We start from the raw sequence: 13,333 nt of genomic DNA, 5'->3' as shown, positions 1-13,333 counted from the left end.
CGCCGGGGGTACCGCCCCGCGACGCCGGCCCCGCAGCCGACCGACGCAGTGGTTTCGCCGATCCGACCAGAACACAAGGTGGCAGACCGTGAAACGGCGTGAACAGAGCCAGACCGAACAGCTCCGCCAGGCGCTGGCCGAGCGCGAGGCCCAGCTCCAGGAGGCACGCGTGCGGCTGGCGGCCGTGGAGGGCTCCACCTCGCTCCAGGTGGGTCGCGCGCTCACGGCCGCCGCGAAGAAGCCCGGCCGGTCCCTGGTCAAACTCCCGCGTGACCTCTACCGCCTCTGGCGGCGCAGCGGAACCACCCGGCACACCGAACGCCGCCGCGGCGTCGAGCCGGTCCGCTCCTTCGACGCGGACCGCCAGGAGGCCCGCCTCCTCACCGGCGTGCCGGGCGGCGGCGAGGACCTGCTCGTGGCCGCCACCGTCGTCGGTCCCGCCATCGCCGAGGCGATCGACCCGTACTTGCACCCGGTGTCCCTGCGACCGCACGACGCCCAGATCGTCATGGACGGCGTGGACGTGGACCTGGTCCTGGTCTCCGCCTCGGCCGCCGCCCCGGGCTCGCCGTGGGCACACGTGGGCGACCCCGCGGTCGTGGACCGCACCCGCGCCCTGCACTGGGTCCTGGAGTCCGCCGCCGCACGGGGCATCCCCACCGTCCTGATCGACGACGAGCCCGCCCCGCCCGCCCTGCGCGCAATGGGCTTCGACCGGGTCCACAAGGGGGACGCCGGAGTCCCCCTGCACCTGTTCAACCCGGTGGCCGCCCACCTGACGCCCGGGCCCCAGGCGGTGTTCGTGCGCGGGCACCGCGACGAGCCCGTCCCGGACGTCCTCACCGAACTGGGCGCGGGCGTGGTGGACGCCGACTCCTCCGGCCTGGCCGAAGCCCTGCGCGCAGCCAACGTCGCCGTCGTCCCCGCGTTCCCGAGCGAGGACGTGCGCCTGCGCCGCCGCGCCTGGGCGTGCGGCACCCGCGTGGTCGCCCACGCGGCGGTCCCCGACCCGGCCGGCCCCGCCGCGGAGGGGCTGGCGGTCACGGTGCCGCGCCTGCGCGCCGAGGAGCCCACACCCTCCGAACAGCGGGGCATGCTCCGGCAGGTCTTCCTGCGGGAGGCCACGCCGGTCCGCCTCGCCGAGATCCTGGACGGCCTGGACTTCCCGCCCGGAACCCCGGGCGCGGAACTGCCGCTGAGGGGCCGCTCCGTGGCCGTCCTCGCCGACCCGGCGGGGGAGAGCGACGCCGAGCTGCTCGCCGACGACCTGCTGGCCGCCGCCCTGAGGCCCACGGAGGTGGTCGTGCCCAGCACGGCCTCGCGCCTGCCCGGGATCCGGCGGCTGCGGGCCGAGGGCGTCACCGTGCGCACCGCGCGCTTCAGCGCCCCGGACACTCCCGAGGAGCTGACCCGGGGCACACCCGACGTCCGGGTCGGCGGGCTCGGCCCGGAGCGGTGGGCGGTCCTGGCGGAGCGGGCCACCGCGCCCTGGGCGCACCTGTGGACCGCGCCGGTGGGACGCAGACGGCTCGCCGACCTGGTGTGCGCGGTCGAGTGCTCGGACGCCGACGCGGTCGGCACCGTGGACCTCGGCGCCGGGGAGGACGGCGGCGACCCGGACGGCCGCCCGCGGGAGGACGGGGCACGCGGGTTCTTCGACCGGCCGGGCACCAGCGGCCAGCAGTACGTCTTCGTCAGCTCGGTCGTCCCGGAGCTGGCCCGTACCGGACTGCTGCGGCGCGGCTGGGATCCCGCGGAGTGGAACCGCCGCGGCACCCGGCTCCTGGCGCTGGGGCCCGACCACGGTACGGGCACCGACTCCGACGCCGAGGACGCCGTGTACAACACCACGGACGCCCCGACCGGTGCGGTCGGTTGACCACCGACCGCGCCGACCGCCCCGCACGGGCAACGAGAAAGCATCCGAAGGGAAGAACGTGAGTACACCGCCTCCGCGCGCACTCCTGTACGGGGACGTGGACCTCAACATCATCGACGGTTCCGCGATCTGGGCGCAGTCGATGGCGCAGGCCCTGGCCGCGGCCGGATGCGAGGTCACCCTGCTGCTGAAGGCGCCCGTGCGCACCGACCGGCTCACCGAGCCGCTCACCAGGGTGCCCGGGGTCAGGCTCGTGCGGCCCCACGAGGACAAGGCGCTGCCGGACCTGGCCCCGCGGGGGCTCACCCCGGAGCAGGCCGTCACCCTGATGACCAGGTACCACGAGCGAAAGGCCTTCGACCTGGTCGTCGTGCGCGGCCGCCGCCTGGCCGGACTGGCCGCGCAGGAGGAGGCGCTGGCGGGACGCCTGTGGACCTACCTGACCGACTTCCCGCACAGCGTGGGGGAGCTGTCGGCCACCGCCACCGCCGAACTCACCGAGATCGCGCTGGCCTCCCGGTTCCTGCTCTGCCAGACCGAGGAGCTGCGCGCCTTCCTGGAGGCGTCGGTGCCCGCCGCCTGCGGACGGTCGGTCCTGTTCCCGCCCGTGGTGGTCGTCCCCGAGGACGTGCGCGCGGACGGGGAGGCCCACGCCCGGGCCCGCATGGCCTACACCGGCAAGTTCGCGCCGCGGTGGAACACCCTGGAGATGACCGAGCTGCCGGCCGAGCTGGCGCGCCGCGGGGTGGACGCCGAACTGGTGATGATCGGCGACAAGATCCACGCGGAGCCCGCCGACTGGGCCAAGCGCATGCGCAGGGCACTGGAGGACACCCCGGACGTGCACTGGCGCGGCGGGATGTCGCGTGCCGACGCGCTCCGCCAGGCCGCCGAGTGCGGCTTCGGGCTGTCCTGGCGCGACCCGTCCATGGACGCCAGCCTGGAGCTGTCCACCAAGGTGCTGGAGCTGGGCGCGCTCGGACTGCCGGTGGTGCTCAACCGCACCCCCATGCACGAGACGATGCTGGGCGCCGACTACCCGCTGTTCGCCGGCGCGGACGTCGCCTCGGTCGCCGAGGTGGTCGCCCGCGCCCACAGCGACCGCGCGGTCTACGCGGACGCGGCCGCGCGCTGCCGCGACGCCGCGGCCGACCACACCCTGGAGCGGGCCGCCGAACGGCTGCGCGGCTACCTCACCGAGGCCCTGCCCCCGGCGCCGGCGGGTGCCGACCCGGACCGCCCGCTCAAGGTGGTCGTGGCCGGGCACGACATGAAGTTCTTCACCCGCCTGGCCGAGTACCTGGACTCGCTGCCCGGGCTGGACGTGCGCATGGACCAGTGGGAGGGGCTGAGCACCCACGACCAGTACCGGTCCCGTGAGCTGGCGGGCTGGGCGGACGTGGTGATCTGCGAGTGGTGCGGGCCCAACGCCCTGTTCTACGCCAAGTGGAAGCGGCCCGACCAGCGCCTGATCGTGCGGCTGCACCGCTTCGAGCTGTACGCGGAGTGGCCGCGCAAGCTCGACATCGACAAGGTGGACGCCGTGGTGTGCGTGAGCCCCCACTACGCCGACCTGACCCGTGAGCTGACCGGGTGGCCCGCCGACAAGGTGATCGTGATGCCCAACTGGGTGGACGACGAGCAGTTGGACCGGCCCAAGCTCTCCGGTGTGGAGTACTCGATGGGCATGGTCGGGATCGCCCCGTCGCGCAAGCGCCTGGACCGGGGCCTGGACGTGCTGTCGGAGCTGCGGCGCATGGACCCGCGGTACACGCTGGCGGTGAAGACCAAGCAGCCGTGGGAGTACTGGTGGGTCTGGAACCGCCCGGAGGAGCGCGCCTACTTCGAGCGTGTGTACCGGCGGATCCAGCGTGACGACCTCCTCGCCTCCGGGGTGGTGTTCGACCCGTTCGGTCCGGACGTGGCCACCTGGCTGCGGCGGGTGGGGTTCATGCTCTCCACCAGTGACGACGAGTCGTTCCACCTGGCTCCGGCCGAGTGCGCCGCCTCGGGCGGGGTGCCCGCGCTGCTGCCGTGGCCGGGCGCGGACACCATCTACGACCCGCACTGGATCCACGACGACGCGGTGGCGATGGCCGAGTCCATCCACGCGACCGTGAGCGAGGGGCGCTTCGCCGCCGAGGCGGAACGGGCGCGCGGGGAGATCACCAAGGCCTACGGCCTGAGCCGGGTGCGTTCGCTGTGGAGCGACCTGGTGGTGCGGGGCAAGGTCCCCGACCAGGCGGAGCAGTCCACCGCCAGGGCGGGCGCCTGAGGGGCCGCTCGGAGCTCAGACCGGGCCGGTCATCTTCGACAGGCCTCCCGCCCCCGCGGGCAGGAACAGCGCGAAGGTGGTCGGCCTGGTCTGCACCAGCTCGATCCGTGCGCCCTCGGACTCGGCGATGTGCCGGGCCAGTGCCAGTCCCAGGCCGGTGCCGCCGCTACCGCTGACCTCGCGGTCGAAGATCCGGCCCGCCAGGTGGTCGGGGACCCCCTCGCCCTCGTCGCTCACCTCGATGCGCACCGACTGGTCGGTGTCGAGGCGGCGGATGGTCACCGTGCCCGCGCCGTGCTTGTAGGCGTTCTCCACCAGGGTCGCGATGATCTGCGCCAGGTCGGTGGGGACGGTCATGGCCGTCAGCCCCGACACCCCGGTGACCAGCAGCCTGCGCTGCTCGGCGTGGAAGACCGGCTGCCACTCGGCCTGGATGTGGTTGAGGACGGAGTCGACCTCCACCGCCTCCACCTCGGGGTTCTGGCTCTTGCGGGCCCGCCCCAGCAGGCTCTCCACGGTCTCCACCAGGCGCTCGGTCTGGGCCAGGGCGGCCTCGCCCTCCTCGCGGACCACCTCGGGGTTGCCGGCCTCGGCGAGGATCTCCTCCAGGCGCATCATCAGCGCGGTCAGCGGTGTGCGCAGCTGGTGCGAGGCGTCGGTGGCGAAGTGGCGCTCGGTGGCGATCAGCCCGGCGATGCGCTCGGCGCTGCGGTCCAGGACCTCCGCCACCCGGTCGGCCTCGGGGATCCCGTAGCGGTGGCCCCACGGCGTGGTCACCCCCGAGCCCAGCCGCTCGGCGGTGACCGCCAGGTCGATCAGGGGCAGGGTGAGCCTGCGTGCCTGGAACATCGACAGTCCCACGGCGACGCCGATGGCCAGCAGCGACAGGGAGGCGATCCCCAGCCAGGCGCGGACCACGCTCCGCTGCACGCCCTCGGCGCTCATCCACACCTCGACGAGCGTGCCCCGGCCGGTGGTCGCCGTGGCCTTCAGCATGCTCGGGGAGTCGGGGGCCTCGGGGTCGAGGGCGGGGTCGCCCGCGGTCACCGAGGCGGACGCGTCGGTCGGGGTGATCCTGATGAAGCGGTTCGGGTGGTCACGGTCGAACTCACCCAGGTTGAGCTCGCCGTGGGCCTCCAGCATGGTGTCGCTCTCGGCGCCGATCAACTCCGCCTCGCCCTGGAGCTGGCGGGTGCTCTCGTCGTACACCAGCTTGTACGTGAGCGCGCCCAGAGGCAGCCCGAGCAGCATGACGGCGATGACGGTCACCACCAGGGTGGAGAAAACCATCCGCCTGCGCATGTCACCTCATGTCCGTCCGACCCGGAGGCGGCCGACCGGCGCGGAGCGCCCCGGACCCGTGGCCGTGTCAGTCTCGCTCGAACCGGAAGCCCACACCCCGGACGGTCGTGATGTACGACGGCTGGTTGGCGTCGTCGCCCAGTTTGCGGCGCAGCCAGGAGATGTGCATGTCCAGGGTCTTGGTGGACCCCCACCAGTTGGTGTCCCAGACCTCGCGCATGATCTGTTCACGGGTGACCACCTTGCCCGCGTCGCGCACGAGCACGCGCAGCAGGTCGAACTCCTTGGTGGTGAGTTGCAGTTCGCGGTCGCCCAGCCAGGCGCGGCGTGAGTCGTTGTCGATGCGCACGCCGTGCACGACGGGCACCTCGGCACCGCCCCGGCGCAGCAGGGCGCGGACACGGGCCAGCAGTTCGGCCAGTCGGAAGGGCTTGGTGACGTAGTCGTCGGCACCCGCGTCGAGGCCGACGACGGTGTCGACCTCGTCGGCGCGCGCGGTCAGGATGAGGATCGGCGTTCCGTGACCCTCGGCCCGGAGCCGACGCGCCACCTCGAGTCCGTCCATTTCGGGCAGCCCGAGATCCAGGACCATGAGGTCTATGTCTCCCGCACGGGCACGGTCGAGTGTCTCCATGCCGTTGACGGTCACGTCCACCGTGTAGCCCTCGCGGCGGAGTGCGCGCGCGAGAGGCTCGGAGATCGAGACATCGTCTTCGGCCAGCAAAACGCAGGTCATGGTGCCGATCGTAGGTCCGGGGGCGTGCATTTCCCTATTATGCGCGCCGGATGTGCCAAGGTTGGCCGAAAATACGCTAATCACATATCGGGCAAATCGTCCAATTGGCCACCTTTGGCCCTTTCTTTGCCGTTACATGGTGAAACTGGGAAGCTCGCAGTGCGTGTGCCCAGGATGCCGCACGGATGGAGCCTGTGCCTCCCCCCGGATGGGAACCACGCAGGGGAAAGTGACAGGATTCGTGGCAAACGGGTAATAAAGCGGTATAGAACGGGCGCCGAAACGCGACGAGGTGTCCGCCGTCCGCCGCCCGACCTCCGCCGGCGCGCCGCCTGGGCCGGCACCCCGGACAGCGAGGAGACCGCGTGTGAACCCCCACGAGACACCCGGGTACGGCGACGGACACGGCTCGTCGCCCCGGCCGCGGCCTCCGCGGGTCCCCTTCGGCCGGCCGCCGTCCCGGCCGGGCCGCTACGGCACCGGCCTGGTGGCCGTCCTCGCCGTGGCCGCGGTCCTGGCGGGGGCCTCCTTCCTCGGCGGCGGCATCGCCCTCGGCGGGATGGTGGCCGAACGTGTCGCGGCGGCCGGGGGCCCCGAGCCGTCGGAGGAGCCCGCCGAGGCGCCGCACGCGTCGGAGCCGCCGAGCGGGCCCCCGGCCCCCACCGAGGACCCCCTCGCCTCCACCGACGAGCCCACGCGGGAGCCCACAGGCACGCCCACGACAGGTCCGACCGCCGAGGAGCTCATCTCCTCCGGGGAACTGGTCACAGGGCTGCGGAGCGGCTTCGGCATCGACTCGCGCCAGGACATCACCGACGAGGTCTGCGCCCCCGCCGACGAGGAGGAGCGCGGCGTCTTCCAGTGCACCTCCGCGATGGACACCGACCTGGTGCGGGTGGCCGCCTTCGAAAGCGACGGGGTCGCCATGCTCACCGCGATGGCCATGAGGGAGAGCGAGGACAACGCCGCGGAGGACGTCCAGGACGCCTGCCACTTCGTGCTGGTGTGGTTCGAGCACCACGGTCTGGACCAGGGCGAGCGCGACGACATGGCCGAGGCCGCGCGGGAGATCGCGGGCTGCCCCTGACCGGAGGCCGGTGCCGGCCCCCTCACGCCGACGGGCGCCGGACACGGCACGGGCCCGCCCCGGGTGTCGTACACCCCGGGCGGGCCCGTCCCGACTGCCTAGGAGTCCGTCTCCGCGGCCTCCCCTTCGGCGGCGCCTCCGCGCCTGCGGGCCAGGTAGAGCGCGGCACCGCCGGCGGCGACGGCCACCGCGGCCGCGGCGACCAGCCCGAACAGCGCGCCACCGGTCGTCGGCAGGGGGCCGCCGGCGTCCCCGCCGGGCTTGCCGGGATCCTTCCCCGGGTCGGTCGGAGCGGTCGGGCCCGCGGTCGGCGGAGCCGTCGGGTCGGCCGGGTCGGTCGGGTCGGCCGGATCCGTGGGGTCCCCGCTCGGCGGGTCGGTGGGCTTCCCGCCGCCGTCGCCGTCCGGCACGGTGGCCTGCTCGCCCACCACGATGCGGCCGGAACCGCCCTCGGGGTAGGCCTCCTCGGTGACCCTCCCCTCCAGCGTCCCGGTGAGCAGGTTCTCCAGGGCGCCCTGGTAGGTCGCGCCCACCACGGTGAAGTCCGCGCCGCGGAACGGGTACATGTCGCCGCCCCGCGCGGAGAAGTCGTTGGTCACGACCGTGATCGGCTCGCCCTCCACGACCTCGCCGTCCTCGACGAGCACCGTGCCGTCGTGCAGGACCACGTTGCGGACCCGCTCGCCGGGGGTGAGGACCACGCCCTCCTCGTCGACCACCTGCGCGGTGCGCTCCGGGTCGTAGGCGAAGTTGACCCCCGCGACCTGCATGAACGCTCCGCTGGCCGCGGGTGCGGCGGCCACGCCTTGTTCCAGCAGCTCCTTGACCTGCGAACGCGGGATCTCCGGGACCACCGCCACCTGGTTGGCGAACGGGGCGATCGAGTAGGTGTCCAACGAGGTCAGCGGCCCCGCGGGGATCACCGAGGAGTTGCGGATGCCGCCGCCGTTCTGGATGCCGATCCGCGGTGCGGGGACCCCGTACTCGTCGGCGTTGCGGACACCGGTGTCCAGCAGCGCGTCCGCCACCAGGTTGCCCAGGTTGGTCTCCCGGGTGCGCACGCCGGGGTCCCGGACGCCGTTCAGGTCGACCTCGCTCCGGGCCACCTCGGCCTCGGCCAGCCCGGCCACGTACTCGGAGACCGGCCCGGTCACCTGCTCGGCCACCTCGGGGTGGGGCTCGACCGCGTCCTCACCGGTGCCGGAGACCCGGACCGGGCCGGAGCGGTCGGAGACCGACACCACGTCGCCGCCGTCGAAGTTCACGACCAGGCGGCCCACGTACTTGTAGTTCGATCCGGCGGTGACGATCGGCACCCCGACGCCCTCGGGGTTGGTGGCCATCAGCGGGTAGGCCAGCGGCTCGCCGGTCTCCGGGTGCGCGGTGACCTCGTCGCCGGGCACCAGCGCGTCGTCCGGGCCGGCCATCACCTCGTGGCCGCCGCCCGCGACGATGGCGTCGACGCCGGTCAGCTCCTGGGCGACCCTCTCCTCGTAGGCGATGTTCTGCAGGTGCGAGATCAGGACGACCTTGTCCACGCCCGCCTCGGTCAGCCGGTCGACCTCGGCCTGGACCGGCTCGACGAGGTCCTCCACCACCACGCCGCGCGGGCTGGTGATGGTATCCAGCGGCGGGTACAGGGCGCCGACGACGCCGACCTCGTGTCCGGAGGCCTCCACCACGGTGCTGGGCGCGATCCGGCCCTCCTCCTCCAGCGCGGCCAGGCGGGACTCGGCGGACACGTCCACGTTGGCGGCGACCACCGTGGTGTCCCCGTCCAGCTGTTCGAGGAACTCCGCGTACACGTCCGGGCCGAAGTCGAACTCGTGGTTGCCCATGGAGATCGCGTCGTACTCCGCGTGGCCGGCGGCGACGGCGTCGTAGAAGGGCGCGCCCTCCTCGCGGGAGGCGGCGAACTCCGGGCCCGGAAGGTACATGTCGCCGGCGTTGACGGTCACGACACCGTGCTCGTCGGCCTCGCCCTCCTCCGCGCCGGTGCCGCTGTCCTCGGCCTCGCGCAGCCGGTGGAGCAGCGTGGTGAAGCGGTCGGCGCCGCCGAAGCCCGCCTGCTCGGGGGCGGGCAGCAGCTGGGACTCGGGGTCGTTGGCGTGCAGGATCGTCAGGGTGAAGTCGGCGCCGTCCTCGGGGTTCGCGGGGACGGACGCACTCGCTGTGGGTGCGAACGGGACCACCAGGGCGCTCGTCAGCACCAGTGCGGCCGAGGCGCGCACGAGTCTGGACATCTTTCCGGGACTCCTTCGGAGGATGAACGTCGTCGGGGGACGACCGGGGGTTCCGCCGGGGCGGACAGGGGGTCGGAGTGGTTCACCCTAGAGGCGCGCGGACGAGGGTTCACGTGCCACGGGGTTACGATTTGCAGAATCTGCGGTACCGATACAGGTTTTTGGTACGTCCGTATCGCGCTGCGTGACCCTGCTGCCCTCTCGGTCGCACTGGGTGACCCGCCCGGTGACCCGCCCGTACGGCCCGCCGCCCGCGGCGGTGGAGCGGTTTCCCGGCCGGTCCCGTGCCCTTCGCCTCCCGCCCTCTACGATGGGGGAGACAAGCCGGCTCGACATCCCTCGGAGGACGTCCGTGTTTTCCTCTGGCCAGGACCCGTACGACCCCGACGGGACGCAGCACGGAGGCGGCGTGCCGCCGCGGGGGATGCCCGACTTCGGTGCCCACCTCGACGCGCTGCGCCCCGACGCGCCCCTGCCCGGGAAGGTGGCGCTCGTCCGCGTCCTGATGTTCGTGGGCGGCGCCTGCGGGCTCGCGCTGTCGGCCCTCTTCCTCATGGGGCTGAGCGTGTCCTCCGAGGCCGTGGCCGAGGCCATGCGGCAGCAGGCCGACGCCGCCTCGGGGCAAAGCGCCGAACCCTTCTCCGACGTGGAGACGGTGCGCGCCATGATGGCCGCCATGGCGGCGGTCACCGGCGTGTACGGGCTGCTGTCCACGCTCCTGGCCGCCAGGATCCACCACCGCACGGTCGGCGTGTTCTGGGGCGTCGTGCTCTTCCAGGCCGCCGCGGGCGCGCTCCTGCTGTGGAGCCTCGCCGGGGACTACTTCGCGGTCATCCCGCTGGGCTTCGCCGTCATGATGGTGGTCCACATGTTCTCCCGCGAGGCCCGCGCCCACTACGGGCTGCTCTGACCGGCGGCCGCCCTCAGCCGCGCCCGGGGCCGAACGCGCGGCCGAACGGCCCGCGCCCCTTGCGCGGGGGCCGCGGCGGACGCACCGCCACCTCCGTCCACCGGCGCTCCAGCAGCCGCCGCACGGCCGCGGCGTCCGGCCCCGCCGCGGCCTGCCCGGGGCCCTCCGCCGCGTGCACTCCGCCCTCGGGGCCCTCCAGGGCCAGGGCCGCGCGCAGCAGCTCCACGGCGTCGGGCCGCCCACCCGGCTCCTTGGCCATCGCGGCCAGCACCAGCCGCTCCAGGCCGGGCGGCAGGTACTCCAGGTCCGGTTCCTCGAACATCACGCGCCGGGCCATCTCCTTGACCCCGGCCCGACCGAACGGGTCGTGCGCGGCGGCGGCGAAGGCCACCGTGGCCCCCCACAGGAACACGTCGGCCCTCTGCGTCGTGGGCTCGCGCCGGTACTGCTCGGGGCTGATCCACCCCGGCGTGCCCAGTCTGTCGACCTGCTCGGCGACCCGCTCGTCGGGCAGCGACTCCGGTGACGGCAGCCTGAGGTCCCGGTAGGCCCGGCGCATCCTGCGCAGCCGGATCCACTTGGTGGGATCGGGGTCCTCCACCGGGTGCGCGATCCCGAAGTCCAGCAGCTTGGGGCCCTTGCCGGAGAGCACCACGTTGCCGGGCTTGAGGTCGCGGTGGACCACGCCGGCGGCGTGGATGGCCCGCAGCGCCTCCGCGACGCCCACGGCCAGCCCCAGCAGCATCCCCCCGCGCAGGCGGCCGTGCCGCTCCACGTGGTGGCGCAGGGTGGGCCCCGGCACGTACTCGGTGATCATCCAGGGCGGGTCCGCCTCCACGTCGGCGCGCACGAACCGTGCCACCGCCGGGCTGTTCACCCGGGAGAGCAGGCGGGCCTCGTGCGCGAACCGCTCCCGGAAGCGCCGGTCGGCGGCCTGCTCGGCGTGGACGACCTTGACCGCCAGGTAGCCGTGCACGCCGGGGGAGTCGGCGGCGTAGACCGTGCCCATGCCGCCGGAGCCGATCCGCCCCCGCACCCGGTGCCCGCCGATCTCACGGGGGTCGTCCGGCTCCAGGGGGGCGAGTCTGCGTACGCCGCGCGCCTTCATGGTGACTCCCGCTTCGCCGGGGACGGGGGACGCTGTTGCGCCGGATCCTATCCGCCTCCGGCGCGGCGGCAGGAGGGCGCGCACGGCCGCGAACCCCCGCGCGGCGGGGGACTCCGCTATAAAGACGTCGTCAAGCGCAAGCCCGTCCGCGCGCGGAAGGAACACGATGGAGTTCACCCTCCCCGGCGGATACCCCGTCCGGCTCACCCCCGACATGGTCCGGGCCCTGCGCCGCGCCGAGCCCCTCCCCGCCAGGCAGGGCGTGTGGTGCCCCGACGTCCGGCGGGACGAGGACAGCACCGCACTCGTCGCCGCGGGCCTCGCCACGCGCGACGCCCGCGGCGTGCTCGTCCTCAGCGAGCGCGGGGACCAGGCGCGGTCCAGGCTGGTGCGTCTGTTCGGCCTGGTCGGCGAACCCGGACAGGAGGGCAGGGCCACGCTCGACCCCTCCCTTCCGCCGGAGCGCGCGGAGAGCCTGCGCGTCGCCCTGGACGAGGCCCGGGCCCGGAGGGTCCCGCGCGACACCGGCCGCCCGGACGGCTGGGGAAAGGCGCTCCTGCGGGTCTCCTACGGGCTCTTCTGGGTCCTGGCCGTGACCTGGCTGGTCCTCGACCTCCCGTTGCGCGCCGAGCTCGCCCTCGCGGCGGGCGCCGTCCTCGCCGTGGGGAGCGCGTCCCTGGTCCGCGCGCTCCGCCACCGGCGGGAGGGTGAACGCGACCCCGTGCGGATCGTCGAGTCCGCCGAGGAGGCGTTCGTGTCCCCCGGAACGCTCGACGACGGATCCCGTGCCCTCCTGGAGCGCGTGCAGAGGGCCGTCGACGCGGTCCTGGGCTCACCGCTCCACGAGCGCGGGCTCCTGCTGGACACCGTGCGCAACCGGGTGGTGCTGGCCGACGTGGAGTGGTTCGTCGCCCGGAGCCTGCTCCACCAGACCCGGGTCAGGGACCGGATCCGGCGGACGCCCACGCCCGGGGAGCGCAGCCGCGAGGCCGCCGCCCGCGCCGGAGCCGTCCTGGCCGCGGAGACGGCCGAGGTGAGGGCCCGTGTCGAGGTGCTGGAGGACTACGCGGGCCGTGTGCGCACCGCCGAACTGGACGAGCAGGACCGCGTGTCGGCCCGTGAGCTCGACGTGATCGCCGTGGAGGCGGCCGAAGCCGGTGCCGTGCACGGGCAGAGCGGCGAGATGCTCGACTCCCTCGTGCGGGCCCAGGAGCTCGCCCTGCGGGTCGCCGCCCTGGCGGACGACCCGGACCGACCGCCCCGCCGCCCGCGGGCGGGGCCGTCCACAGGACGGGGCGGGGCTCCCGAACGTCGGCGGTCTCTGGCACTGTCGGAGACGGAGGAAGGGAGGGGCCGCCCATGACCCCCGGACAGTTCATCGACGCCGCCCTGTGGTTCCCCGAAGCCGAGGAGGGCGAGCCCTTCGGCCCGGGCGCCCTGGTGTACAAGGTGGCCGGACAGAAGATGTTCGCCCTGCTCACGGGGGGAGGCGACGGGAGCGGACCGGCCACGGCCAACCTCAAGTGCGACCCCGACCTGGCCCTGGAGCTGCGGGACCGGTTCCCCGCCGTCACGCCCGGATACCACATGAACAAGAAGCACTGGAACTCCGTGCTCCTGGACGGCACGGTGCCCGAGGACGAGATCCTGGAGATGCTCAGACACTCCTACGTCCTGGTGGCCCGGAGCCTGCGCCGGGCCGACCGCGACCGCGTGCTCGCGGTCCTGGGCGAGGACGCGCCGCGCGTCGGCGGCGCGGCCGCGGAGGCACCGGAGCGTACGTGACCCGGAGA

General features: G+C 73.9%; 10 protein-coding genes. 6 read left to right on the top strand and 4 right to left on the bottom strand.

From position 1 onward, the window contains the following. Nucleotides 1–88 precede the first annotated feature (88 nt). Together NOSIN_RS17750 and NOSIN_RS17745 are read left to right on the top strand one after the other, a co-directional pair. Nucleotides 89–1,879, top strand: a complete 1,791-nt coding sequence (locus tag NOSIN_RS17750; RefSeq protein WP_077691825.1) for a hypothetical protein — start codon at nt 89–91, stop codon at nt 1,877–1,879. A gap of 58 nt (nt 1,880–1,937) precedes the next feature. Continuing rightward, nucleotides 1,938–4,154: a glycosyltransferase gene (locus NOSIN_RS17745; RefSeq protein WP_236743390.1), complete on the top strand. Its 2,217-nt coding sequence runs from the start codon at nt 1,938–1,940 to the stop codon at nt 4,152–4,154. A 15-nt stretch (nt 4,155–4,169) separates the two neighbouring features. On the opposite strand, the gene NOSIN_RS17740 is transcribed toward NOSIN_RS17745, so the two are convergent. Continuing rightward, a complete protein-coding gene (locus NOSIN_RS17740) occupies nt 4,170–5,456 on the bottom strand; it encodes a sensor histidine kinase (RefSeq protein ID WP_077691824.1) in 1,287 nt (428 codons plus the stop codon). A gap of 67 nt (nt 5,457–5,523) precedes the next feature. Beyond that, nucleotides 5,524–6,192 carry a response regulator transcription factor gene (locus NOSIN_RS17735; RefSeq protein ID WP_077691823.1) on the bottom strand — a complete coding sequence of 223 codons (669 nt, stop codon included), beginning with the start codon at nt 6,190–6,192 and terminating at the stop codon, nt 5,524–5,526. A gap of 367 nt (nt 6,193–6,559) precedes the next feature. Between NOSIN_RS17735 and NOSIN_RS17730 the strand changes: the two genes are divergently transcribed. Then, nucleotides 6,560–7,279: a hypothetical protein gene (locus NOSIN_RS17730; RefSeq protein WP_077691822.1), complete on the top strand. Its 720-nt coding sequence runs from the start codon at nt 6,560–6,562 to the stop codon at nt 7,277–7,279. Nucleotides 7,280–7,377: 98 nt separating this feature from the next. Here NOSIN_RS17730 and NOSIN_RS17725 read toward each other — a convergent pair whose 3' ends face one another. Continuing rightward, nucleotides 7,378–9,522, bottom strand: a complete 2,145-nt coding sequence (locus NOSIN_RS17725) for a bifunctional metallophosphatase/5'-nucleotidase (RefSeq protein WP_077691821.1) — start codon at nt 9,520–9,522, stop codon at nt 7,378–7,380. Nucleotides 9,523–9,874: 352 nt separating this feature from the next. Between NOSIN_RS17725 and NOSIN_RS17720 the strand changes: the two genes are divergently transcribed. Further along, the gene (locus NOSIN_RS17720) at nt 9,875–10,432 is read left to right on the top strand and encodes a hypothetical protein (RefSeq protein WP_077691820.1); all 558 of its coding nucleotides are present in this window, start codon (nt 9,875–9,877) and stop codon (nt 10,430–10,432) included. Between the two features lie 13 nt (nt 10,433–10,445). Here NOSIN_RS17720 and NOSIN_RS17715 read toward each other — a convergent pair whose 3' ends face one another. Further along, nucleotides 10,446–11,540, bottom strand: coding sequence for a serine/threonine-protein kinase (locus NOSIN_RS17715; RefSeq protein ID WP_077691819.1), 1,095 nt, complete (start codon nt 11,538–11,540; stop codon nt 10,446–10,448). 166 nt (nt 11,541–11,706) lie between these two features. On the opposite strand from NOSIN_RS17715, the gene NOSIN_RS17710 reads away from it, so the two are divergent. Further along, nucleotides 11,707–12,903: a hypothetical protein gene (locus tag NOSIN_RS17710; protein WP_227014671.1), complete on the top strand. Its 1,197-nt coding sequence runs from the start codon at nt 11,707–11,709 to the stop codon at nt 12,901–12,903. After that, nucleotides 12,900–13,325 (top strand): MmcQ/YjbR family DNA-binding protein, encoded by a 426-nt coding sequence (locus tag NOSIN_RS17705; protein ID WP_077691818.1) that lies wholly within the window; start codon nt 12,900–12,902, stop codon nt 13,323–13,325. The genes NOSIN_RS17710 and NOSIN_RS17705 overlap by 4 nt, the downstream gene beginning before the upstream one ends. Nucleotides 13,326–13,333: the final 8 nt, after the last annotated feature.

The organism is Nocardiopsis sinuspersici (genome assembly GCF_001998325.1).
Lineage (GTDB): Bacteria > Actinomycetota > Actinomycetes > Streptosporangiales > Streptosporangiaceae > Nocardiopsis > Nocardiopsis sinuspersici.
This window is presented reverse-complemented; position numbering and strand designations above follow the sequence as displayed.